We start from the raw sequence: 22,405 nt of genomic DNA, 5'->3' as shown, positions 1-22,405 counted from the left end.
CGACGCGGGCCGGGTGCCCGTCGCCCGCGGGCGACGGGCACCCGGCCCGCGTCGGCCGGGGGTGGAGGCCGACCTTGGTGAGGGGTCCGGCCGTTTTCTCACCGCACTCCCGCCGGCGCTGTCACCGGCGACCAAGCCCCCGACGGCGCCTACGCGTTCACCGCGACGCCGAGGTCGCGAGCTTCACCCTCGCCCAACCCGACTGGACCCTCAACCAGTTCCAGGACTCGGACGGCTGAACGGCGCTGGTGACCCTCCAGCCCGACGGCAATCCGGTCGTCTACAAGATGGCCCTGGACCTGCCGGCCACACCACTCTGGGCCTCGGGCACGAACGGCAAGGGCGTGACGCACCTGGACTGGTCGCAGTCGGGTTACGTCAAGTCGGAGAACGCCTCCGGTGGCATCGTCTGCACCATCGGCGCCCTCAACCCCGCACCCGGCGGCCACGCCGAGATGCGGAACGACGGCAACTTCGTCTTCTACAACAGCGCCGGGCAGGCCACTTGGGCCAGCGGCACCTACAACTTCAAGCAGGGCAACCTGGACTACTGCTACACGTGATCGGGCCGCTCCGGCCCGCTGCCGGCCCGCCGGGCGCCTGATCCCCGCCGACGACCACGCGCGGAACAGCGGGGCGGTCGACGGCGTCTGCGCGTTGCTTCTGGAGTGGCTCGCGGATGTCGCCTCGACTGCGACGACGTGTGCGTGGCAACCGGCGACCTCCTGCTCACCAGCAGCCAGCGGTGGCGCCGCCACCAGGCCTTCGACGCCCCGCACGTCTGGGGACACGACACCACCACCGGCCGCACCGGGCCCGGCGACGAAGAGCGCAGCCCCCGGACCGACGGCCCACCCTGGCCCGGCCCCTTCGGTGATCCCGACAAGCCCTCCTTCTGACAGTCCGCCAGTGAGCGCGGACACGACACCATGAGCCACCGTCCGACGCGGTGGCATGCACGGTCGAGTCCGCCATCGCCCGGTACGCCTCGCACACACCCCGGCGGTGGCCCGGCACCCACCAGGCCACCCCGAGGGTCGTCAGCTACCCGCGCTGCTCGGCGGTGGGTCCCAGTGTGAAGTCCCGCTGGATCAACGGGTGGTGGGCGTAACCGGGGTCAGCGAATGGCCCTGGAGGAGATGCTGCAGCCAGGCGCCCACACCGCCGCACCGACGAGCGACTGACGCGCCGGGCGCCGGTGCCGGGGCACCGCCCACCGCCTGCTGCGCACCACTCGCAGCGAAGTCGCCCCCCATCGTGCTCGACGGCGCTTGGCCTTCGGACACTCCCGTGGCTGGACAATGCCGGTGCGGGCAGCCTCCACGGCAACGCGGTCCTCCTGCGCCCCGTGCCCCCTGACGACGTGCCGGCCCACCGCGACGATCCCCGCCCAGCCTGACCGCCACCGCCCACAGAGGCCCTGGTGCTGCCCCTGGGCGTGGTCGGGGGCGAGACCGAAGCCGAGCGCGAAGCCGTCCGATGACTCCCATGCCTGTCCGAGACTGTGCACGCCGACGGCGAGGGCGGCGCGCCCGGGCGCGATGCGGACCGGAACGTCCGCGGTCAGGGCCAGCAGGGGGCAGCTGACCAAGAGGAGCAGCCCCGCGAGACGGAACGGTTGCGTCTCGTTTGATCGAGGCGTACTGTTCGAGTCGAAGTCGAGACGGAACCGTTCCGTCTCACTAACGATTCCCTTGCTCCAGGAGTTCTGATGAAGCCTCTGCTGTTCCCGAACGACGCCCAGTTCTGGTACGAGACCCTGCGCTCGTTCGGCCACATCACCTACGGCGGGGCCGACTTCGGCGAGGTCGTCTCGACGAGCCTGCGCATCGCGGAGGGCGACTACGACAGCTGGCACGACGAGTGGCTGGCCACCGCCGACCGGGTGTCCGCCGAGGCCCGACGAGCCCTGGCGGACGGCCACCCGGTCAGCGCCCGGGACGGATTCCTCCGGGCGTCGAACTACTACCGGTCGGCGGAGTTCTTCCTGCACGGCAACCCGTGCGACCCCCGCCACCACCACGCCTACGACCGCAGCGTGGAGTGCTTCCACGCCGCGGCGGCCCTGTTCACCCCACGGATCGAGCCGGTCCGCATCCCCTACGAGGGCACCACCCTACCCGGCTACCTCTACCGGGCCGACACCACCGGCACCCCGCGGCCGACCCTGATCATGCACAACGGCTTCGACGGCACGGCGGAGGAGATGCACTACTTCGGAGCCATGGCCGGCGTGGAGCGCGGCTACACCGTCCTCGTCTTCGACGGACCGGGGCAGCCAGGGCCACTGCACCGCGACGGACTGGTCTTCCGCCCCGACTGGGAGAACGTCGTGGGCCCCGTCCTCGACTTCGCGCTGGCCCTGCCGGAAGTCGACCGCGACCGGATCGCGCTGCTGGGCAACAGCATGGGCGGACTGCTCGCCCCCAGGGCCGCGGCCTTCGAACACCGGCTGGCCGCCGTGATCGCCCTCGACGGCGTCTACGACCTCGGCCGGGCGATCACCACCATCGTGCCCGGCGACCGTGCCGAGGTCGAGCGTCGCCTGCGCGCGGCCTCGGACCCGGAACTCGACGCCCAGCTCGACCACTTGATCGCCACCAACCCGGTCATGCGCTGGGCGCTGAACCACGGCATGTACGTGATGGGGGCCGACACCCCCCGCGCCTTCGGCGCCGCGTATCTCGACTACCACCTCCGCGACGGCATCGCCGAACAGATCGAGTGCCCCGCCCTGATCTGTGAAGCCGCCGAGGACCTGTTCTTCGCCGGACAGGCCCGGCAGCTCCACGACCACCTCACCTGCCCCAAGGCCCTGATCGAGTTCACCGCGGAAGAAGGCGCCGACGCGCACTGCCAGGCCGGAGCCCAGCGACTCGCCCTCGCCCGGATCTACGACTGGCTGGACGACACGCTCCACCACCGTCCCGCGGCCAAGTAGGAGAACGGCCTCGTGCAGTCGAACTTCCGCTCCTTCGCCTCCAGGCGCCCCGGACTGCGCGGATGGCCGGCGGTCGTGGGCATCGGGTTCTCCTTCGCCGTCACGATGATGGGAACCACGCTGCCCACGCCGCTCTACCCGCTGTACCGGACCTCCTACGGTTTCGGCGAGCTGACCACCACGGTCGTCTACGCCGTCTACGCGGTCGGTGTCGTCGCCGCGCTCCTGCTGTTCGGCCACCGGTCCGACCAGACAGGACGGATCCGGATGCTGCGAGTCGGCGTACTGCTGTCCGCCCTGTCGACCGCGGTCTTCCTCCTCGGCGGGGGAACCGGCTGGCTGCTGGCGGGCCGGCTCGTGTCCGGGCTGTCCGCCGGGATCTTCACGGGCACGGCCAGCGTGGCCATGGTCGAAGTCGCCCCGCCCGGCGGGGCGGCGCGCGCGACCCTGGCCGCGACCGCGGTGAACATCGGCGGCCTCGGTGCCGGGCCACTGATCGCGGGCACGCTCGCCGAGTACGCGCCCTGGCCGCTGCGCCTGTGCTTCCTCGTCGAGTCGGCTCTGACGGTCCTCGGGCTGGTCGCGGTCAGCGCCGTCGCCGAGCCCGTCCGCCCGTCAGCCACGCCGCCGCCGCGGCCCGGAAAGGTCGCCGTGCCCATATCCGTGCGAACGGTCTTCCTCAAGGCCGCCATCCCCGGATTCGCGGGCTTCGCCGTCCTCGGTCTCTTCGCCGCCGTGGCCCCCTCGTTCCTGACGGTCATCCTGCACACGACCAACCACGCGGCAACAGGCCTGGTCGTCGTGGTGCTCTTCCTCGCCTCCATCACCGGTCAGCTGTCATCCGCCAGGCTGGGCGAGCACCGCTCGCTCCTGGCGGGCTGCGCCGCCCTGATCGCTGGTATGGCGTTGGTGGCCCTCGGCCTGGTGACCTCCTCCCTGGCATTCCTGACCCTCGGTGGTGCCGTCGCCGGAGCCGGCCAGGGCCTGGCGTTCCGGGCGGGCCTGGACTCGATCGTCCGACAGGCTCCGCCGAGTACCAGGGGATCGGTCACCTCCGCGTTCTTCGTGGTCCTGTACGCGGGTATCGCCCTCCCCGTGATCGGAGAGGGCGCCCTCGCGAACGCGCTGGGCCTGGTACCCGCCGGAACCCTCTTCAGCGGCTTCGTCATCCTCCTGGGCGTCACCGCGTTGCTGTTCCTCGCCCACCGCCCGCAGGGGCCCGCCGTCGAATCCACCCGGCCGTGACCGGGAGGCCCGGTTCATCATCCGGCGGAACAAGCACGCCGCCGATCAGCGCAGTCGGGCGCGGCGGCACCCTCCCGGACGGCGCGGTCCGAACCCCCACCCCGGGAGCGACCAGCACGTCGGCGAAACGCCGCACGGACATCGATGCCCGGATCGAGCAGCCACTTCCCACTCCACCGTGGAGAATTGATGAGACATCAGAAAAGCTGCCAGGGACGGCGGTTCAGCTCATCCCCAGCCGTTTCGCCACCTCGGGGGCCAGCGGGTACGGCCGCTCGGGCGGCAGCAGCCGGGCGGCCTGGGTGCCGCGGCCGGCCCGGACCAGCTCGGCGATCCTCCGCACCCGCGGGGTCAGGTCGGTGATGTCGACCGTCCAGTCGTCCACCAGGGCGTCGATCACGGTCCGGCCGATGCCGACCTGGATGCTGTAGTGATTGAGCGCGGCGCCGGAGAGCGAGCGTTCCGGGTCCCACTGCACGTGCACGGCGGCCGTGGCGACGGCCGCCGGGTCGGCGGTGGTGAGGACCGCCCGGCCGAGGGCCGTCTCCCAGCCCTCACGGGTGATCCGCACCGCCAGGATCCGCTCCTGACCCGGCTTCCGGGCCCAGTTGCTGCGATGCATCAGCCAGCGGAAGCTGGGCTTGATCCAGGTCATCCGGCCGCGCGAGAAGGGCGGCACGAAGCGGCCGGCCGCCACCGCCGCGGTGGCGATGGCGGGAGCGTAGGCCTGGTAGAGCGTGATGGTGGTGGCGTCGTGGTCGGCACGGATCTCGCGCGGTGCGGTCATTGCCGCGAGTCTGCCGGGTGCGGAGCAGGTGGGAAAGCGGTTTTCCGCTCGGAGCGGATCCCGTCCCGGGGTCGACGCCGGTCGGGGTCGACCCCTCGGTCGGCGAGGTCGAGGAGACCGGGCGCGGGTCGCTGTCCTACCCGAGATCGAAGGGGATCGGGGCGCGGCCCTTCCAGATTCGGCGGGAGGCCTGTTCCGGGTAGGGCAGGGTCTTCGAGTCGGCGTCCAGGACGCGTGTGAGCCGCTGGTCGGGGTGGTAGGCGGCCCATCCGGGGTCGCCGGCGGTGGCGAAGCCGACCCACGCCTGCTGGAGTTCCCGCGACACGGCGATGGCCTCGGGGGTGGACTGGTCGCCGAGGAGTCGTCGCCCGGTGGGGCTGTCCAGCGTGCCGAACGCCAGTGGGACGTCGAGGCTGTGGCAGGCGCCCAGGACTCCTCCCAAGGCCGGCGAGGCCAGTCGCAACTCGAAGAGGAACGAGGTGCCGCCGGCTGCGGCGTTCGCCTCGGCCAACAGCATCGAGGGCATCCGGAAGACGGCGTCGGAGTAGACCGTTTCCAGCAACTCCTCGGGGGTGGCGTGCGGGTGGGCTGCACGGTAGGCGTCCGCACCGTCCGGTGCCGGGGCGAACAGCTCCAGGGCGGTACGGGCGTCCTGCTCGGTGAACGTGCCCAGCCGTCCGAACATGACGCTGAACAGCCGGAACTCGTCGCTGGTATGGCCGGCGAGGAGTTCGATCCCGCTCGCGCGGCCACTGGCCAGTGCGGACCAGGGCGTTTCGGCGAGGACTTCGCCGTCGACCACGGGGCAGATGGCGACCCCGGTCCCGGAGAGCCGTCCCCAGCTCTCGCGGTGACCGTGGAGGTCGGCGCTGAGGGCGGTGACCCCTTCGGCCAGGCGCCAGGGGTCGACGTCGGCCAGGGCCGCGGCGGTGGGCACCGTGCCGAGCCGGTCCGCGAGCGCGGCGGCGACCCGCTGGGCCAGTGCGCGAGTGCAGTGCAGGCCTGGTACCGAGTGGGTGATGGCCCGCCGGAACAGGCCGCGCGCCGGCTTCATCGCCACCAGGGCGGCGACCGACCCCGCCCCGGAGGACTGCCCGGCGACCGTGACCTGGTCAGGGTCGCCCCCGAAGGAGGCGATGTTCTGCCGCACCCACTGCAACGCCGCGATCTGGTCGAGGAATCCGCGGTTCGGCGGGGCGCCCTCCAGGAGCGCGAAACCCTCGGCGCCCACCCGGTAGTTGATGCTCACCACGACGAGCCCGGAACCGGCCAGCGCCGCCGGGTCGAATACCGGGTCGCTCGAGTCCGCCGCCATGTAGCCGCCGCCGGGGATCCACACCAGCACCGGCAGCCCCGCGGCTCCAGGGTCCGGGGTACAGACGTTGAGCGTCAACCAGTCCGTGCCGTCCGGCGAACTCGCGTGAACCGGCCCGGACTGCGGTACCGCCGGTCCGAACTCGACCGCCCGCCTCGTCCCTTCCCAGCGGCGAGGCGGGGCGGGTGCCGCGAAACGGAGCGTTCCCACCGGTGGCTCCGCGTAGGGGATGCCGCGGAACACCGCGTGCCCCCGCCGCCAGCGGCCCTCCAGCACTCCCTCCGCGGTACGCACCGTCGGCTGTTCGGGCATGTCGCTTCCTTCCCCCACAGGCTTCCAGGCTTTATAGGTCAGACGTATTATTTCAGTCACCTGTATTATGTCAACAGTATTGGAACGAGCCCCACGGAGTAGCCGCCGATGCCGAAGCAGGTGGATCACCGCGAACGCCGCGAAACGATCGCGCGAGCGCTGTGGCGGGTGGTGGAGCAGCGCGGCGTGGTGCATCTGACCATGCGCGAGGTCGCGCAGGAGGCTGGTATCTCCCTCGGGCAACTGCAGCACTACTTCGGCTCCCGGGAGGCGATGCTCTCCTTCGCCATGGACTTCGCGTCCGAGCAGGCCTCGTCGCGCATCGGCCAGGGCCTCGCGGAGCTCGGCGACCGGCCGCACCCCCGTGACGTGCTCCGAGTGATGCTCACGGAGATGCTTCCCCTGCATGCCGACGCTCGCGCGACCAGCCGGATGAGCGCCGCCTTCGTCCTGGAGGCGTTGCACAACGAGAGCTTTCACGCCCGGGCACGCGACGGGATGGTCCAAGGGCGCGCCATGGTCGAGCAGTTGGTCCGACAGGCGATCGCCGACGGGCACATCGACCCCGACCGCGACCCGGTGGCCGAGACCAGTCTGCTTCTCGCCCTCACCGGCTTCACCACCCTCATCGAACTGGAGGTGATCGAGCCCCGGGACGTGCTCGCCGCTGTCGATCAGTACCTGGACAGACTGTTCACCGCAGACGATCGACACACCGGAGGCGGAAGGAGCGACGCGGCATGAGCCCCGCGCTCCTCGGCTCCACCTGGTCGCAACCGGCCCCCACCACCAGACGCGCGACGCCTTCCGACTGGTGCACCGGCCACGAGCTCTTCCCGCGGGTTCAGCGCAGCGCGCGGAAGGTGCGGCGGAGGTCGTGGATCCAGGCCTCGGGGTTCTCGTACGGGCCGAAGTGGCCGCCCTTCTGATGGACGTTCACGTCGCGGATGTCCGCGTAGAACCGGGCTCCGCCGTTCCTGAAGATCTCCACGCGTTCCGCGGTGGTCTCCGCGCCGGGGGAGGAGTCGCCCAGCAGGAAGGTGAAGCCGGCCGGCGCCCGTACGTAGGGCTCGCGGTCGTCGACGGGCGCCGGCGGGTAGAGGTTCGCGTTCTTGTAGGCGCGGATCGAGGAGCCGATCGCCTCGTTGACCCAGAAGATCGTGGCGAAGGTGAGGACGTCGTCGACCGGCCACTCGGCCTCGAAGTCCGCGTTCCGGTCGCTCCAGGTCGACCAGCGTTTGAGGATCCAGGCCAGCAGACCGGCGGGCGAGTCGTTGAGGCCGTGGGTGAGCGTCTGCCCGTCCAGGAGGTGGGCGGCGACGTGCGACACGTACCTGGCGTTGCGCCGGTTTAGCCGCGCCCGTGTCGCCGGCGGCAGGTCCTCGGTTCGCTGACCACCCGACAGGTCCCAGAAGCGGTCGCCCTGGAACATCGTGGGTGGCATCTCGTTGCCCAGGTGGATGCCGTACAGCGAGTCGGCGTACTTGTGGCCGAGGCGGGCGCCCACCAGTGCGCCGTAGTCGGCCGCGCCGACGCCGTACCGGTGGTGGCCGAGCACGTCGGTCATCAGGGTGTGGAAGCGGTCGGCCATGTCGGCGTAGTTCTCCCGGGGGTTGGTCAGCGGCGTGGAGAAGCCGAACCCGGGCAGCGAGGGGACGATCACGTCGAAGGCGTCCGCGGGATCACCGCCGTGGGCGGCCGGATCGGTCAGCGGGCCGATGACCTTGTGCCAGTGGTGGTGCGTCCAGGGCCAGCCGTGCAGCAGCAACAGCGGGATCGGCGCCGGGCCGCTGCCGCGCTCGTGGACGAAGTGCAGTGGGCTGCCGCCGACATCCAGGCGGTGCTGGCGGAAGGAGTTGAGCCTCGCCTCCGCGGCCCGCCAGTCGAAGCCGTCCGCCCAGTACTCGACCAGCGGACGCAGGCGGGCCGTGCCCAGGCCGTAGCGTTCGTCGTCGTTGTCGGGGTCGGCCGCGAAGCGCGTGCTCCGCAGGCGGTGGCGCAGGTCGTCCAGGACCTCCTGGGCGACGTGGATGGTGAACGGGGCCGGTGCGGGACCGGATCCGGTGGCGCTGGGCACGGTTCTGCTTCCTTCGGTTCGGTACTGCTCGGGCCGGCGCGGGAACGGCGCGGTGCGGGGCTGGGGCGGGGGAGGGTCAGTCGACGAGTTCGAGCCGCAGTCGGGTGAGCCGGCTGCCGGCGATGCGCCAGCTCCCGTCCACCTTGCGGTAGTCGTCGTGGTAGTGCCCGAAGCCGTGCAGCCGGCTGAAGGGCGCCTCCGGGTGGGCCGCGCGGTCGTGGAGGACGAGGTCCTCCATGGCCCATACCCCCGTGGCGGTGCTTTCGGAGGTGAAGGTGATCTCGTGCGAGAAGAGGTGGTGGACGGGCTGGCCCGCGCCGACCCGCGCCCCGATGGTGCGGGCGAACTCGGCGGCCGGCACCTCGTTGGCGAGGCTTCCGTCCACCCGGTGGAAGCGCATCACGGCGTCGTGGGTGAAGAGCGCGGCCACGGCGTCCCACTGTTTGGTGTCCGCGTAGCGGCAGTAGCGGGCCTTGAGGTCGCGGATCCGGTCGATGTCCGCGAGCGGTGAGGGTGACATGTGGTTCGCCTCGCTTTGATTGGACCAGGTAGTCCAATAGTAGGCGGCAACAATGGACCGTCAAGTCCAAAGGTCGTCCGGGCGCGCATCGATCCGGGGCCGACAACACCACGACAACGCCAGCGGAGCGGAGCGCGCGGCCCTCAACCCGCCGCTACCAGGGCACCTGCCCTCCCCGCGCCCCTGCTGCGCCCGGACCGCCGGTCGGCGGACGCCTCGGCCGGTACTCGCGGTGCGGCTCAGCGCGTCGCGCGGTGCGGCCCGGGAGGTGACACCCGGTTCGGGGAAGGCGCGGCAGAGGTGCGAGCCGATACTGACATCAGCTCTTTGGGGTGATGGATCTGCCGTTTCGCTGACGGACGGGCATCTGTTGCAGTAGACCGTCTGGCATGCGATATGCGGAGGGGGACTGGCTGACGGTGTTCATCCTGCCCGCCTACGCACCGGAGCTGAACCCGGTCGAGTACCTGTGGGCCCACGTCAAGCGCAGTCTCGCGAACCTCGCCAGCGTCGCCCTCGACCGCCTCGAAGCCCTTGTCCGCAACCGTCTCAAGCGACTGCAGTACCGCGCTGACGTCCTCGACGGCCTCCTCGCCGGCACCGGACTCTCCCTCGACCTCCCACCGCCATGGCATTGAAACGTCAAGGTCGTATCCTGGCCGATCATGCGGAGCATTGACTGGGACGACGTCCGGGGGCGGGTGCACGCGCTGTGCGAGGAGCGGGCGTGGCGCGGGGTGAAGGCTGAGCTGGCTGCGCCGCTGGCTGAAAGCCAGGTGGAGGAGGCGGAGCGGCAGTTCGGGATCACGTTTCCGGCGGACTACCGGGAGTTCCTGCTTCGGGTGAGTGCGGGTGGGCGGTGGCCGAGGGAGTTGCGGCGGGGACCTCAGGGGTGGCACTGGGCAGGGGACGCGGACACCCAGCTGGAGCGGCTGCACGTGCCGTTCCCCGATCACGACACCGCACTGGCTGCGAGTGACGAGGTGTGGGAGAAGTTCGTGCGGGAAGAGGACTACGCCGACCCTGCCGACTTCGTGGCTGCCCGGGACGCCCGGAACGAGGTCGTGGATGCGGCGGAGCGGGACCGAGCCACGGGTGGTGTCTTTCTGGCGAGCCATGGCCACAACTTCAGCACGCTGCTCATCGTCAGCGGTCCGGACCGCGGCAGCATGTGGTTCGACGGGCGGCCGACCTGCGATCGCCTCAACCCGCTGCTGACGGATGCGGGGCGACCGGCCAGTTTTGGTGAGTGGTACGTCGACTGGCTGGAACACGAGGAGGGTCTGATGACTCCGGAGCTGGAGAAGGCCAGTCGCAACCTGTGGCACCGCGGTGTGGGCACGCCCATCTGGCTCCGCTGGTTCGACGACTGGGAGGACAATCGTCGTGGTAGATAGCCCACCCCGTCACGAAGCCACCCGTCATTGCCGGGCCCATGGCAGTGGTGCGTGAAGGTACACGCGTAGGCGGTGAAACGGACCGCAAGTGCGACGGCTTCGGCGGGGCACAGGTCGAGATCCATCCATTCACCCCGAAGAGCCGAGCACACCTTCCCTGACTCAGGTCCCGTCCGGGGCTCTGAAGCGCAGGCCGTCGTAAGCGTCTATTTCACCTGCCTGTCGTGGACGACGGTGTGCTCAAACGGTCGGGTGGCGGGGAGCGGTGGGGTTGTTCGGGTTGCTCAGCCACTCCGTCAGGCCGCCGTCGTAGACGCTCACCTTTGTGTGTCCGGCGTCCACCAGGCACAGCGCGACCAGCGGGGCGTTGAGTCCGGAGTTGCAGTACACGATTGCCGGACGTTCGGCGGGGATGTGAGCCAAGAGCCGCCGGCGGTCGGGGCGGGGGCGGAGGGTGGGGGAGCCGGGCCAGTTGATCGACGGGTGGGGAAGGGCCTCTGTACCGGGTTGGCCCAGGGAGGGGAACGGTGCGTCGAGGCTGCCGGGCAGGCTGGTGGACATGACCTGGGCGGTGCCGGGGGGAAGGACGGACACGTCGTCGGGAAGTTCGGGGACGGCGTTGACCAGGGTCGCGCCGCCTGGGTTGGTGATGGCGTCGAGGACTTGGGCGCGGTCGGCCCACATGTCCGTCCTGGGGCGGGCTGTGAAGACGGCCGGGGCGGGCGTGATCTCGCCGGAGGTGATGGGGCGAAACTCGGCCGTCCACTTGCCCAGGCCGCCGTCGAGGAGCCCTACCCGTGTGTGCCCGGCGGCCTTGAGGATCCACCAAAGTCGGGCCGCGTTCTGCCCGAACTCGTTGTCGTAGACGACGACGGTCGTCCTGTCGCCGACGCCCAGGCGCCCGAAGACCTCAGCCGCCCGCCCGCCCGGAGCCGGGGCGGGTGATGCCGAATGGGCTGTCGAGTTCAACGACGTCTTGGACCAGGTCGGCGAACACGGCACCAGGGATGTGTGCGCGCTGGTAGGCATCGCGCATCGGGCGCAGGTGCGGGGCGTCGGGCGCCAGCAGTACCGATGCGTCGAGGATGCGCAGGGCAGGGTCGTCCAGATGGGTGGCGAGCCAGTCGGTGGTGACCAGCGGGCTCGGGATCTCGATGGCCATGGAGCCACATCAACACAGGCGGACGGGCCGAGCGCGTCTTCTTGCCGAAACAGCAACGTGCGGCTCCTGGCGGGCAGTGTGTCGCGTGGCCAGCCCTTGCGGCATGGGCGGCCTGTCGGTAAAGGATGGCGAGCTCAAGCGGTAGTGAGTAACGGTCACCGTGACAGTGCCGCCTGTAGGACCGCTACCGGCGGCGCTTCGCCCGCGGCAGCGGAAGTCAGGAAGGTTCGGCGCAGATGCGTCGTCAGGTGTTCCGGCACGGCCGGGTGGAAGCGTCCGGAGAGGTAGCCGTCCGGGCGGATCAGAAGGGCCTCGCCGTCACGCGGCGCATAGGCGGCGCGGAACTCGCCCGCCGCGTCGCGTACCCGCGGCGGGCGCAGGCCGACCGGGCGGGCGTCCTCCGGTACCTCCGCGGCGGTGACCAGATAGGCGTCGAGCAGGCCGTGGGCGGCGCGATGTGCCTCGGCGGCGCAGGCCTCGAGTCGGGCGGCGCCGTCGCCCGAGACGTGCTCCGGGCCCGCGAACAGCAGCAGCACGTGCCGCGGGGTGCGCAGCAGGTCGAACAGCCGCCGCCGGTAGGTGGCGAGGTCGCTCAGCAGGCCGCGGCAGTCCGGTGCCCGGTCGCCGGGGGCGGGACCGGCCGCGGGTATGCCGTCCGCCGCCTGCGGCTGGATCAACGGGCTGTCCGGGTAGGAGACCAGCAGTTGGGCCTGGCGCCGTAGCATCATCTCGGCGTCGTCCCCGTTGTTGCCGAGGCCGGTGCGGGCATGGCTGGAGGTGCGGGCATGGCGGACGGTGCGGTCGACCACCTCCTGCGCGACCGGGTGGCGTTCGGCGTGATAGCTCTCCAGTACGTCGTCCGTGGCCATACCGCGGATGGTCAGGGCCAGCTTCCAGGCGAGGTTGTAGGCGTCCTGCACGCCGGTGTTCAGACCCTGGCCGCCGATCGGCGGGTGGATGTGCGCCGCGTCCCCGGCGACGAAGAGGCGGCCGTTGCGGTAGCGGTCCACCAGACGGTGGCTGATCCGGAAGGTGGACGACCAGCGCAGCGTGGAGGCGGTCGTCGGCTCCGGGGACAACCGGTCGAGCACGGCCTGGATCTCGCCGAGGTCCGGTCCGCGGCCATCCCTCATCCCGTCCGGCGCGCTCGAGTCGTCTTCGCCCCCGGCTTGGGCGCAGGGGCGCAGCATCGACAGGCAGTACCGCCGAACGCCCGGCATCGGAATGCAGACGAGCATGTCGTCCACCGCACCGTTCGCGTCCAGGTTCACGGCCCGCATGCTGTAGCCGGCGGGCAGGTCCCAGTCGAGCTCGACGTCGCTGATCATGTACTGCTCGGGGAAGGCGTTGCCCTCGAAGGTTAGCCCGGCCGCCTTGCGGACCGTGCTGTGCGCGCCGTCGCAGCCCACGACGTAGCGGGCGTGCAGACGCTCGATCCGGCCGTCGGCGTGCGCGAGGACGGCCTCGACCTCGTCCGGGCGTATCTCCACCGAGCGGAGCTCGGTCGGCCGCTCCACCTCCGTGCCGAAGCGCGCAAGATGCTCGGTGAGCAGCCGCTCGGTCGCGTACTGGGGAAGCGTGGCGAAGGGATAGGGGATCTCTGGCGGCAGAGTCAGCTCGACCCGGGGGCCCGGCTTGCCGTCGATGAAGACCAGCTGGCCCAGGTGCGGCACCGCGTTGTCCAGCGCCCTGCGGGCCAGGCCCATGGCGTCCCACGCCTCCAGCGTGCGGGGCAGGACGCCGATGGCCTTGGCATAGGGCTCCGGGACGGCCAGCCGGTCGACGATGCGGCACTCGACGCCGTGCCGCCGTAGCTCGGCCGCCGCCGTCAGTCCCACAGGGCCCGCGCCCACCACGAGTACGTCGACAGCGGTCATGATCAGACTCCCTCGCCGTTCGGAAATGGCCCCCGAGCCAGTGTGCTTCACCAGGCTGCGCCAGCCAGACCGGATTGAGGCCCCCACCGTGCGGTAGTTGCCGATCCGCTGGTCAGGACAGGTTGCCCGGGTTTCACGTTCACTGATTCGGCCGTTGCCGGGATGGCGTAATACTTCTCCTCGAACTCGACAGCGCTCCGTGCCGCTTTTCTTGGCGGCGCTCGTCGGGCGACCCGGGGTACTGACTTCGGTGCTTCGGGGTGATGGATCGGCGCGTTCTACTGGTGGACCGTCGCAGTGACCGGCGCAGCCGTTCCCAAGATCTGCCACTGCCGTCACCTTCAAGCGCCGAGGTCAGTAACTGCGTGCGCGTGCCGATCTCCTCTCGGGTGCCAGTGATCAGGTGACCTGCCGGCTCAGGGCGGAGTGTCCGTTGAGGTTGCGGCGGGGGCCGGTGGGCCTGTGGGAGCGGGCTCCGTACGCCGAGGCCGGGTGGCCGTCGTGCCCGTACCTCCGGGCGCCGAACTGGTGGCGGTGGGCGCCGTTCCAGCCCATGGTGACCTGGATGACCGCGTGCAGCCCGGACAGCGAGGTGGTGTGTGAGTGGACGTGGATGCGTCGTCATGCGACCGGCTCGGTGTCCGGTCCCGTCACTTCCCCCCGCTCGGGCCGGTGGACGGCCTCCTGGTGGTGGGCGAGGAGGAGCACGTCGGGATTGTCGAGGCCCACCTTCACGAGAACCGGGCGGGTCAGTAGTTCGCGATCTGCAGCACGGCGGTCTGGCCACTGGTGCCGCCGAGGTAGAGGGTGTCGTTGCCGGGGCCCACGGCGAGGCCGTAGAGCTCGGTCTCGCCGGAGGTGACCGTGTCGCCCGGCACGGCCGCGCCGGTGGTGGTGTCGAAGGCGAGGACCGAGCCGGCGGTCGTGTAGTTGTTGTCGAGCATGAACAGGGTGCTGCCGTCCGGGCTGACCTGCAGGTCGCTCAGTACGGCGTTGGCGCTGGTCACGGTGAAGGTCCCGGTGACGGTGTCGGTGGCGGGGTCGATCACGCCGGCGGTGGTGGTGACGCCGCCGCTGAGCGCGAAGATCTTGCCGCCGTCCGGGGTGAACGCCAGGTCGTAGTAGCCGGTGGCGGGCACGCCCTGGACGGTGCCGACCACGGTTGGCGTGGTACCGGCCGTGTTCAGGTGGAGCACGCTGTTGTCACCACTGACGTACAGGTCATGGCTGTGCGGCCGGAGCACCGGCTGGCCCAGTTGGCTCGCCGCCACCTGCACGCCGGTGGTGAACGCCCGCTGGGCCGTGCCGAACTCCAGCACCCGGCCCTGGCCCTGCTGGCGGTAGGTCTCCGGGCCGTTCTGCGACACGTACAGGGTGCGGCCGTCGGCGCTGAGTGCCATGCCCCCAGGCAGGCCCGGGGTCCAGCCGGCTGGGCTGGGTCGGCAGCGGGACGGTGGCCAGGACGGTCAGCGAACCGGTGTCGACCACCGAGAGCTCCAGCCCGTTGAGCACGTAGAGCCGTGAGCCGTGCCCGTCGAGCGCCAGGGACGCGCCGAACTGCGCGGTCCCGAGGATGATCTGGCCGGTGACCGTGTCACCCTGGGTGTCGACCTTCTGCAGCGTCAGACGGTCGTTCCCGTCGATCACCGCCACGTAGGCGGTGGCGCCGTCCGGGCTGACCACCGGGACGGGCTCGCTCACACCGACGGTGACAGTGCCCGCCGTGCCGGAAACCGGCGCGTCTGCCCTCGCCGCGCCGGCCCCGCCCGTGAGCCCTATCAGGGCTGCCAGGGCCAACCCCGTGACACCCCAATGAGCCTTGTTCACAAGAGACTTCATGCTCGCACCCACCCCCTTCGGCGCCGCCCTGCGCGGCGCCGTGCGGCACGCTAGTGCCTCGCCCGCCGGGCTGGGCGACGTTTCGCGAAAGCCGTCGATCAAACATGACGAACCGTCAGTTCCGAGGCCGGGAAGAGTCGGCTCGCCAAGCATCGGGGTGATGTGCTGCGCGCACGACAGCACGGCCGCCCCGACAGCTCCTGCTCGCGATGGGCCCGACGGATTCTCTCTCTCCCTGACCCCCGACCGTGATCAACAAGCACGGTGTGACGGCCGAACGGCCCAGAGGCTCCTACTACTCCGAAAGCGGCATGTCACACACCACCACGTCACGTGCTGCCCACCCACCCCGAAAAACCCGGAGGCACACAGGCCCAGTCGCGCCACGTCCCAGGGCTGGAGCCGGGCCGGGTCGGTGAACACCTGCTCCAGGCGGGCGCGCAGCCCCAGGCCGTCGCGGGCCACCGCGCCCGCCTCCCGGTGCATCGCCGTGAGCGGGTCCACCCGGTCCCCGAGGGAGTCGAGGATCCGCTCGGTGCGCTGCCACGGCTCCTGGTGGCCCGCGTAGTAGGGCCATGGTCACCAGGACGTCGGCCGCACGGACCAGCGTCTCCGCGTCGGCCCGCGCCGCCCGGTCCTGCCACTGCCCGATCGCCGCCGCCGGCCGACGGAAGGCGGGTCCGACCGCACCGGCCCGGAGGAAGTCCGCCTGGGCGTCGGCGACCACGACAGGACTGTTTTGACGGGCCGCTAGGTCGCAGTCGCCACAGTCCACAACGGGCGGGTCGTGGCGTCCAGCGCCGCCTCGAGGTAGTCGGTGCGACCGGTCGCCTGGAGCATCACGATGCCGCCCTGAAGCGCGGTCAGGATGCCCCGCGCGCACTGCGCCGAGGCCGCGGAGTCGAGGCGGGTGAGCGCCCGCACCCCACGGGTCAGGGCCGCCTCCCACTCGTCGAAGAGCGTGCAGACGATCGCCCGGGCCTGCTCCGAGGACTTCCCCAGCTCGGCGGTGAGGCTTCCGAGGGGGCAGCGCGGGCCCAGTTCCGCGTAGTGGTCGACCACCGTCTGCCGCCAGGCCTGCCACGACTCCCAGGTCGACAGGTCGCCGAGGTGGGGCTGCTGGAACTCCAGCACCTGGCCCGCCTCGTGCTCCGCGACGGCGGTGAGGAGGTCGGAGCGCCCACCGGGGAAGTAGTGGAAGAGCTGGCTCTTGCTGGTCGCGGTCGCCGCGCGCACGTCGTCCAGAGACGTCTCGCCGGCCCCCCGCTCCCTGATCAGTCGGGCGGCGGCGACGACGATCCGCTGCCGGGTCGCCCGGCCCTTCGCAGTCAGTCCCTGGTTCACGCGGCCATCATCGCAGGTTTTGGACCCTTCGGTCCATCATGGGCCGATATCGCCCTCGGCCGGATGGAGACCGGGCATCGGACGGGCCAACGACCGAGACCCGTGCGAAACCGAGCCGGCCCATCCATGCGTGTCGGCGGGAGACCTCGCTCGGGCGAACCTCACCGCGGGCAGGTTCCGTCTCCTCCAGCCGAAGAACCCCGGCACCGCCAAGGCCCACCGCAAGGACCGGGAACGCCCTCCAGGTTGCCCGCGTCGCCCACGTGAGGTGGCCGTCGGTCGGGAGCGGCGGGCCGCACCGCCGCGCCCGACGGTCTGGTCCACCTCACCTGGCCCGGCCTCGTTCACCGGGTGCGGGAGCTGGCGGACCGGGTCATGCTGGTGCCGACCGCCTGCGCGCGTCCGCCGGCGGCCGTCAGCACGTCTGAGCAGGCCCGTTCGGGTGGGCGCTTGGCATGGATGGCTGCCCCAGTGCGCAGCCCTGTTCGGGAGGACCGATGGCCGGCACCATTGCGGAGCTGATCGTTGCCACGCTCAGGGCGTCCGGAGTGCGGCGCGTGTACGGTCTGCCGGGCGACTCGCTCAACGGGTTCACCGACGCCCTGCGCCGTGACGGCACCATCGCCTGGGGCCATGTGCGGCACGAGGAGGCCGCCGCGTTCGCCGCGGCGGGCGAGGCGGGCACCACCGGGGGCCTGGCGGTGTGCGCGGGCAGCTGCGGACCGGGGAACCTGCACCTGATCAACGGCCTGTTCGACGCGCAGCGCAGCCGGGTGCCGGTGCTGGCGATCGCCGCGCACATTCCGCAGGAGGAGATCGGCAGCGGCTACTTCCAGGAGACCCACCCGCAGGGGCTCTTCCGTGAGTGCAGCGTGTACTGCGAGCTGGTCGCCAACCCCGAGCAGGTGCCCCGGGTGCTGCACACGGCCATGCGCCATGCCGTCGAGCGTGGCGGCGTGGCGGTCGTGGTCGTCCCCGGCGGTCTGTTCCTGGCCGAGGCTCCCAAGGGGGCCACGCCGCGCCCGGTGCTCAAGTGCTCCTCGCACGTTCGGCCCGACGAGGCGTCACTGGCTCGCGCAGCCGAAGTGCTCAACGCGGCCGAGCGGGTGGCCATCCTGGCCGGGGCGGGCTGCGCCGACGCGCACGACGAGGCCGTCGCGCTGGCCGACGCGTTGAAGGCGCCGATGGTGCACTCGCTGCGCGGCAAGGAGTACCTCGAGCACGACAACCCCTACGACGTCGGCCTCACCGGGCTGATCGGCTACAGCTCCGGCTACCGGGCGATGGAGCACTGCGACGCGCTGCTCATGCTCGGCACCGACTTCCCCTACCGCGAGTTCTACCCGGACAGCGCGCCCGTGGTGCAGGTCGACGTGCGCGGGGAGCACATCGGCCGCCGCACCGCCGTGGAGGTGCCGCTGGTCGGTACGGTCAAGGACACCGCCCAGGCCCTGCTGCCGCTGCTCCACCACCGCACCGACGACTCCTTCGCACGCCTCATGACCGGCCACTACCGGCGGGTGCGCGCCCGCCTGGACGCCCTCGCCGAGGGCAAACCCGGCGACTCACCACTGCACCCGCAGTGCATCGCCGCCACCGTCGACCGGCTGGCGGCACCGGACGCGGCCTTCACCGCCGATGTCGGCACCCCGACCGTGTGGGCGGCCCGCTACCTGCGCATGAACGGACGGCGGCGGCTGATCGGCTCGTTCAACCACGGCACCATGGCCAACGCACTCCCACAGGCCATCGGGATCCAGGCGGCCCACCCCGACCGCCAGGTCGTCGCGCTGGCCGGCGACGGGGGCCTGGCCATGCTCCTCGGTGAGCTGCTGACGCTGCGCCAACTGAACCTGCCGGTCAAGATCGTGGTCTTCAGCAACGCCGCGCTGTCCTTCGTCGAACTGGAGATGAAGGCCGCCGGGTTCGTCAACTACGGTACCAGCCTGCGCAATCCGGACTTCGCCGGACAGGCCCGGGCCGCGGGCCTGCACGCGGCCCGGGTGGAACGCGCCGGCGACCTGGAGGAGGCCCTGCGCACCGCCTTCGCGCACGACGGGCCCGCCCTGGTCGACGTCGCCACCCAGCGCCAGGAACTCTCCCTCCCGCCCAAGCTCACCTATGAGCAGCTCAAGGGATTCACCCTCTTCGCCACCCGCACCATCCTCTCCGGCCACGGCGACGAGATCCTCGAACTGGCCCGCACCAACCTGCGCCAGCTCAGCCTCGAATAGCACGCTGTCGGATCCGGAGCCGGTACCGCCGCATCGGTGGCAGGTGTCGTAGGTGCCGTGACCCCGGCCCGGGTCAACGCCAGTCCGGTCCGAGGTGGGCGAGTCGATCGAACCGCGCGGGGGTGAGGTCGGCCCGGTCGGGGCGACGGGTTCTCTTCCTGAGCCAGCGGTCGCTTGCTCCGGCCAGTTGTCCAGGCAGCCGACCCGCGTTGGTACCGTGACGTTGTTCGCGGTCTACGAGTGGGGGTGTCGCGATGGCTACAGAGGTCGTCGTCAGGACGGGGATCAGGTACGGGGCCAGTGGCAAGCTCATGGACGTCTATCAGCCTGCGGGCGCGTCGGAGCCTGTGCCCGTGGTGCTGCTCTGGCATGGCCGGGGCCCCGACGAACGGGACGTCCTCGCGCCGCTCGCCCGCGCCGCGGCGGAGCTGGGCGTCATCGTCCTGGTGCCGGACTGGCGACCCGACGCCCCGGACGGCGGGCGAACGCACCTGAGGGAGTCGGCCGTCTTCGGACGGCAGCACGTGGCCGACTTCGGTGGGGATCCCGAGCGGATCACGCTCGCCGGGTGGTCGCTGGGTGGCAAGGCCGCGGTGGGTGTTGCCCTGAATCCCGCCGCGTTCGGCAGCTGGAGGCCGCAAGCCGTCGTGGGAATCGCCGGTGCGTACGGATCGGCGGCACCGACCACCGGCACCGTTCCGATCGACGACCTCCGCCTGGGCGGCGGCGCGCTGCCGCCCAGGCCGGTGTGGCTGGTGCACGGCACCGCTGATCCAGTGGTGGACGTCGAGCGTTCACGCGAGTTGCGCACCTCTCTCGAGGAACACGGCTGGCCGGTGTCGCTCAGCGAGGTCGCGACCGATCACGCCGGTGTCATCATGACCGAGTTCGTCCCCGAGCACGACCGCTGCCTGCCCAGCACCGCCGACCACGCCGTCGAGGCGGGGTCGCGGACCGCCGAGGTACTGGCCCGCGCCGCAGGGATCACCGCTCGGCACTCCATCCGTCGATCGTGATCTCGCCGGTCGAAGTCGGTGCGGAGACGGCCTCGGTGTTCCCTCGCGGACTGTCGAGGCACCTGGCCGGCAGCTGGATCGGAACCTGGCCGACACCGCCGCAGGACCCGCACCATCGGCAGCCTCGTCCGCCCGGCGCCGGCGCCCGGCCCACGCGGTTCGCACCGCCGCCGGGTCAGCGCCGCTCGGCGGCCAGCCGGTCGGCCGCCTGCCGCAGCCCGTTGAGCCGCAGGTCGGTGTCGGCCAGGGGCTCCGAGGCGATCCGGTACGCCTCGCCGATGTCGCACCCCAGCAGTTCCGCCGTGACGACCAGGCTGTCCACCAGCCGCAGAGCGGGCTTGCCCAGCATCCTGCGCTGGACCTCGTCCATCCCCGCCTCCTCCAGCAACTGCCGGTACTGCGCGACCACGGGAGCCAGCCAGTCGGCGCGCAGCGCGTACTCGGAGCGGCCGGCGAAGGTCGGCGCGAGCGCGGCCAGCAGCCGGTCCGGGTACTCCTCGGCCAGATCCGGGTCGTCCCCGTCGTCCTCGGCCGGATCCGGGTCGTCCTCCTCGTCCTCGTCGTCCTCGACCCGGTCCGGGTAGTCCTCGCAGTGCTCGGCCAGATCGGGGTAGTCCTTGTGGAACTCGTCCCAGTCCACGCACAGGTCGGCGATGTCGGCCGGCACCAGGGGATACCGCTGCCAGCTGGGGTCGGACAGTTCGAAGACCCGCCGCAGCAGCTCGTAGGGCACCTCGGTGGAGCGGGCGAGCAGGAGGGCGTCGTAGAGGTCCTTGCCCTGGGGGTGGCTGTCGGAGACCAGCCAGAGGATCTTCCACGCGAGCGAGAGCTGCGGCGCCGCGGTGAGCAGCCGGCTCGGCGCCAGGCCGTGCTGCGGCTCGGCCGGGAGGATCTCGGTGAAGGTGAAGTCGAGCTGGATCGCGCCGCCCGGGACGCCCTCGGCCGACCAGGGCAGCACCAGACGGCGGCCGGGGACGCGACTGTACGTCCAGATCTCATCGGTCGCGGCGGCGTCGGCGTGCAGGCGCACCCGGGCGGGCGAGCTCTCCGCGGCAGTGATGTCCTGCGCTGCCGCGGCAGCGGTGGCGGCGATGTCGTGGAGCATGGTCCCGGTGCGGGCGTCCTCCAACTGCCATTCCCGCGGCTGGACGACGAAGTCCAGGTCGCCGGGCTCGCGCGCCTCCTCGCCGTACCAGGCCCGCAGCAGGAAGCTGCCGCGCAGGACCAGGTGCTCGGCCCAGGGGGAGTCGGCGATGGCCGACAGCACGGTCTCCAGCGCCTCCCGACGGGCGGCGAGCCACCGGGCGGCGAGTGCGGGATCCGCGAAGGCGGGCTCGCTCGGGCGCAGCGCCCGGGTGTACGCCGTGAGGGCCGGATCGAAGACGGGCTGCTGGGCGGCCGCCTCGTGGTCGATCGGCCACAGGCCCCTGGGCAGGTTGAGCCGGGCCCGGGTGCTCTCCGAGGGGGCCTCCCGGGGCAGGGGGACCTCCTTCCACGGTCCGTAGCCGAGGTCGTCCCACTCGGTGTCCGTAGCGGTCGGGTCAGTGCTCATCGGGTCGTGCCCTTTCTTCCGTGCCGGGGTACTCGTCGATCCAGCCCGCGTCGAGCGTCTCGTCGCTGTCCAGCACGACGAACTCCCGCTCCACCGAGGCGACGGGCCAGCCGGCCGCGCCCAACTCGGTGAGCAGGGCCGCCAGCTGACGGCCGGCGGTCGCGAGGCCGACCAGGCGGGCCCGCTGGGTGACGAACCGTTCGCGCAGCCCGTCGGCGCGCACGCGGCGGGCGTTGCGGGACAGGTGCGCGCTGTGGCGGGTGGCGATGGTGGCGAGCGCGCCCGTGTCGGCGTCCCCGGGCAACAGCAGTTTGACATGGTGTTCGAAGTAGCGGGCCGGCCCCAGACGGGCCGCGTCGCCATCCGACTGCGGAAGCCCCTGCGCCCACGGGGCCGCCTCGATCTTCACCCGCAGCACGGCGAACCCCGCCTCGGCCAGCCGTCCGGCGGTCCGCCGCGTCTGCGCCGCGACCTCCTGGAACCGACCGGAGCCGCGCAGGGTGAGCATCGGCTGTGAGGCGGCGGCTCCCCGGGCCAGCAGGATGTGGGTGAACTTCAGGCCGTGTTCGGCCGCCCAATCGGCCAAGGAGTCGGCGGACTCCGGACGCACCGTCAGGTGTACCTCGAAGTCGCCGGACACCTCGGGCAACGGGGGGCTTCCGAGGGCCGGGGCAGGCCGGGTGGCGATCATGCGGGCATCCTGGCAGGCGCCGCCGACAGCGGGCCCGGCGGGTCGCCCGCTGGTGGGCGGGTACCGCCCCACGGAAGCCTCGGCGGGGGCGAAGGA

The 22,405-nt window shown here is 71.5% G+C and carries 20 protein-coding genes and 1 pseudogene; 9 read left to right on the top strand and 12 right to left on the bottom strand.

The genetic code is table 11. The features are described 5' to 3' along the window. The first annotated feature begins 248 nt into the window (after nucleotides 1-248). The 4 genes from ACIGXM_RS11075 (at nucleotide 249) to ACIGXM_RS11060 (ending at nucleotide 4,186) form a co-directional block, all read left to right on the top strand. Nucleotides 249-563, top strand: coding sequence for a hypothetical protein (locus tag ACIGXM_RS11075; protein WP_396559269.1), 315 nt, complete (start codon nucleotides 249-251; stop codon nucleotides 561-563). Nucleotides 564-707: 144 nt separating this feature from the next. Next, entirely contained in the window at nucleotides 708-899 is a 192-nt protein-coding gene (locus ACIGXM_RS11070; protein WP_396559268.1) for a hypothetical protein, read from the top strand. A gap of 812 nt (nucleotides 900-1,711) precedes the next feature. Then, complete coding sequence (locus ACIGXM_RS11065) at nucleotides 1,712-2,941, top strand: alpha/beta hydrolase family protein (protein WP_396559266.1); 1,230 nt, start codon at nucleotides 1,712-1,714, stop codon at nucleotides 2,939-2,941. Nucleotides 2,942-2,953: 12 nt separating this feature from the next. Then, nucleotides 2,954-4,186, top strand: coding sequence for an MFS transporter (locus ACIGXM_RS11060; protein WP_396559264.1), 1,233 nt, complete (start codon nucleotides 2,954-2,956; stop codon nucleotides 4,184-4,186). Between the two features lie 223 nt (nucleotides 4,187-4,409). On the opposite strand, the gene ACIGXM_RS11055 is transcribed toward ACIGXM_RS11060, so the two are convergent. Both ACIGXM_RS11055 and ACIGXM_RS11050 read right to left on the bottom strand, forming a co-directional pair. Then, nucleotides 4,410-4,973: a DUF4291 family protein gene (locus ACIGXM_RS11055; protein ID WP_396559262.1), complete on the bottom strand. Its 564-nt coding sequence runs from the start codon at nucleotides 4,971-4,973 to the stop codon at nucleotides 4,410-4,412. A gap of 136 nt (nucleotides 4,974-5,109) precedes the next feature. Further along, the gene (locus ACIGXM_RS11050; RefSeq protein WP_396559260.1) at nucleotides 5,110-6,600 is read right to left on the bottom strand and encodes a carboxylesterase/lipase family protein; all 1,491 of its coding nucleotides are present in this window, start codon (nucleotides 6,598-6,600) and stop codon (nucleotides 5,110-5,112) included. Between the two features lie 108 nt (nucleotides 6,601-6,708). On the opposite strand from ACIGXM_RS11050, the gene ACIGXM_RS11045 reads away from it, so the two are divergent. Beyond that, the gene (locus ACIGXM_RS11045; protein WP_396559258.1) at nucleotides 6,709-7,344 is read left to right on the top strand and encodes a TetR/AcrR family transcriptional regulator; all 636 of its coding nucleotides are present in this window, start codon (nucleotides 6,709-6,711) and stop codon (nucleotides 7,342-7,344) included. A 100-nt stretch (nucleotides 7,345-7,444) separates the two neighbouring features. Here ACIGXM_RS11045 and ACIGXM_RS11040 read toward each other — a convergent pair whose 3' ends face one another. Both ACIGXM_RS11040 and ACIGXM_RS11035 read right to left on the bottom strand, forming a co-directional pair. Further along, nucleotides 7,445-8,677 (bottom strand): epoxide hydrolase family protein, encoded by a 1,233-nt coding sequence (locus ACIGXM_RS11040; RefSeq protein ID WP_396559256.1) that lies wholly within the window; start codon nucleotides 8,675-8,677, stop codon nucleotides 7,445-7,447. Nucleotides 8,678-8,753: 76 nt separating this feature from the next. Continuing rightward, nucleotides 8,754-9,197, bottom strand: coding sequence for a nuclear transport factor 2 family protein (locus ACIGXM_RS11035; protein ID WP_396559254.1), 444 nt, complete (start codon nucleotides 9,195-9,197; stop codon nucleotides 8,754-8,756). Between the two features lie 398 nt (nucleotides 9,198-9,595). On the opposite strand from ACIGXM_RS11035, the pseudogene ACIGXM_RS11030 reads away from it, so the two are divergent. Both ACIGXM_RS11030 and ACIGXM_RS11025 read left to right on the top strand, forming a co-directional pair. Further along, nucleotides 9,596-9,835: pseudogene (locus ACIGXM_RS11030) on the top strand (transposase); the annotation flags it as partial. Nucleotides 9,836-9,934: 99 nt separating this feature from the next. Further along, complete coding sequence (locus tag ACIGXM_RS11025) at nucleotides 9,935-10,594, top strand: SMI1/KNR4 family protein (RefSeq protein WP_396559252.1); 660 nt, start codon at nucleotides 9,935-9,937, stop codon at nucleotides 10,592-10,594. Between the two features lie 240 nt (nucleotides 10,595-10,834). On the opposite strand, the gene ACIGXM_RS11020 is transcribed toward ACIGXM_RS11025, so the two are convergent. From ACIGXM_RS11020 to ACIGXM_RS10995, 6 genes are all read right to left on the bottom strand, one after another. Beyond that, nucleotides 10,835-11,563, bottom strand: a complete 729-nt coding sequence (locus ACIGXM_RS11020; protein WP_396559250.1) for a sulfurtransferase — start codon at nucleotides 11,561-11,563, stop codon at nucleotides 10,835-10,837. Continuing rightward, nucleotides 11,505-11,756: a hypothetical protein gene (locus ACIGXM_RS11015; RefSeq protein WP_396559248.1), complete on the bottom strand. Its 252-nt coding sequence runs from the start codon at nucleotides 11,754-11,756 to the stop codon at nucleotides 11,505-11,507. The genes ACIGXM_RS11020 and ACIGXM_RS11015 overlap by 59 nt, the downstream gene beginning before the upstream one ends. Before the next feature lie 155 nt (nucleotides 11,757-11,911). Then, nucleotides 11,912-13,633, bottom strand: a complete 1,722-nt coding sequence (locus tag ACIGXM_RS11010) for an FAD-dependent monooxygenase (protein WP_396559246.1) — start codon at nucleotides 13,631-13,633, stop codon at nucleotides 11,912-11,914. A 399-nt stretch (nucleotides 13,634-14,032) separates the two neighbouring features. Next, a complete protein-coding gene (locus tag ACIGXM_RS11005) occupies nucleotides 14,033-14,248 on the bottom strand; it encodes a hypothetical protein (protein ID WP_396559893.1) in 216 nt (71 codons plus the stop codon). A 134-nt stretch (nucleotides 14,249-14,382) separates the two neighbouring features. Then, nucleotides 14,383-15,033, bottom strand: a complete 651-nt coding sequence (locus tag ACIGXM_RS11000; protein ID WP_396559244.1) for a YncE family protein — start codon at nucleotides 15,031-15,033, stop codon at nucleotides 14,383-14,385. 1,189 nt (nucleotides 15,034-16,222) lie between these two features. Continuing rightward, nucleotides 16,223-16,816 (bottom strand): TetR/AcrR family transcriptional regulator, encoded by a 594-nt coding sequence (locus tag ACIGXM_RS10995; protein ID WP_396559242.1) that lies wholly within the window; start codon nucleotides 16,814-16,816, stop codon nucleotides 16,223-16,225. A 497-nt stretch (nucleotides 16,817-17,313) separates the two neighbouring features. Between ACIGXM_RS10995 and poxB the strand changes: the two genes are divergently transcribed. Beyond that, nucleotides 17,314-19,050 carry a ubiquinone-dependent pyruvate dehydrogenase gene (gene poxB, locus ACIGXM_RS10990; protein ID WP_396559240.1) on the top strand — a complete coding sequence of 579 codons (1,737 nt, stop codon included), beginning with the start codon at nucleotides 17,314-17,316 and terminating at the stop codon, nucleotides 19,048-19,050. Nucleotides 19,051-19,304: 254 nt separating this feature from the next. Then, entirely contained in the window at nucleotides 19,305-20,066 is a 762-nt protein-coding gene (locus ACIGXM_RS10985; protein ID WP_396559238.1) for an alpha/beta hydrolase, read from the top strand. A 175-nt stretch (nucleotides 20,067-20,241) separates the two neighbouring features. On the opposite strand, the gene ACIGXM_RS10980 is transcribed toward ACIGXM_RS10985, so the two are convergent. Then, nucleotides 20,242-21,618 carry a nucleotidyl transferase AbiEii/AbiGii toxin family protein gene (locus tag ACIGXM_RS10980; RefSeq protein WP_396559236.1) on the bottom strand — a complete coding sequence of 459 codons (1,377 nt, stop codon included), beginning with the start codon at nucleotides 21,616-21,618 and terminating at the stop codon, nucleotides 20,242-20,244. Continuing rightward, entirely contained in the window at nucleotides 21,608-22,309 is a 702-nt protein-coding gene (locus ACIGXM_RS10975; protein WP_396559234.1) for a hypothetical protein, read from the bottom strand. Before ACIGXM_RS10975 ends, ACIGXM_RS10980 begins: the two co-directional genes overlap by 11 nt. Nucleotides 22,310-22,405 lie beyond the last annotated feature (96 nt).

Source organism: Kitasatospora sp. NPDC052896 (assembly GCF_044547075.1).
Lineage (GTDB): Bacteria > Actinomycetota > Actinomycetes > Streptomycetales > Streptomycetaceae > Kitasatospora.
Note: the sequence above shows the minus strand (reverse complement) of the source record. Positions and strands in the feature narration are given on the sequence as shown.

What these genes read in the sequence shown, in the direction of transcription:
- ACIGXM_RS11065 (WP_396559266.1), top strand. Translation starts at nt 1,712, where the DNA reads ATGAAGCCTCTGCTGTTCCCGAACGACGCCCAGTTCTGGTACGAGACC.
- ACIGXM_RS11055 (WP_396559262.1), bottom strand. Translation starts at nt 4,973, where the DNA reads ATGACCGCACCGCGCGAGATCCGTGCCGACCACGACGCCACCACCATC.
- ACIGXM_RS11050 (WP_396559260.1), bottom strand. Translation starts at nt 6,600, where the DNA reads ATGCCCGAACAGCCGACGGTGCGTACCGCGGAGGGAGTGCTGGAGGGC.
- ACIGXM_RS11045 (WP_396559258.1), top strand. Translation starts at nt 6,709, where the DNA reads ATGCCGAAGCAGGTGGATCACCGCGAACGCCGCGAAACGATCGCGCGA.
- ACIGXM_RS11035 (WP_396559254.1), bottom strand. Translation starts at nt 9,197, where the DNA reads ATGTCACCCTCACCGCTCGCGGACATCGACCGGATCCGCGACCTCAAG.
- ACIGXM_RS11015 (WP_396559248.1), bottom strand. Translation starts at nt 11,756, where the DNA reads ATGGCCATCGAGATCCCGAGCCCGCTGGTCACCACCGACTGGCTCGCC.
- ACIGXM_RS11010 (WP_396559246.1), bottom strand. Translation starts at nt 13,633, where the DNA reads ATGACCGCTGTCGACGTACTCGTGGTGGGCGCGGGCCCTGTGGGACTG.
- ACIGXM_RS11000 (WP_396559244.1), bottom strand. Translation starts at nt 15,033, where the DNA reads ATGGCACTCAGCGCCGACGGCCGCACCCTGTACGTGTCGCAGAACGGC.
- poxB (WP_396559240.1), top strand. Translation starts at nt 17,314, where the DNA reads ATGGCCGGCACCATTGCGGAGCTGATCGTTGCCACGCTCAGGGCGTCC.
- ACIGXM_RS10985 (WP_396559238.1), top strand. Translation starts at nt 19,305, where the DNA reads ATGGCTACAGAGGTCGTCGTCAGGACGGGGATCAGGTACGGGGCCAGT.
- ACIGXM_RS10980 (WP_396559236.1), bottom strand. Translation starts at nt 21,618, where the DNA reads ATGAGCACTGACCCGACCGCTACGGACACCGAGTGGGACGACCTCGGC.
- ACIGXM_RS10975 (WP_396559234.1), bottom strand. Translation starts at nt 22,309, where the DNA reads ATGATCGCCACCCGGCCTGCCCCGGCCCTCGGAAGCCCCCCGTTGCCC.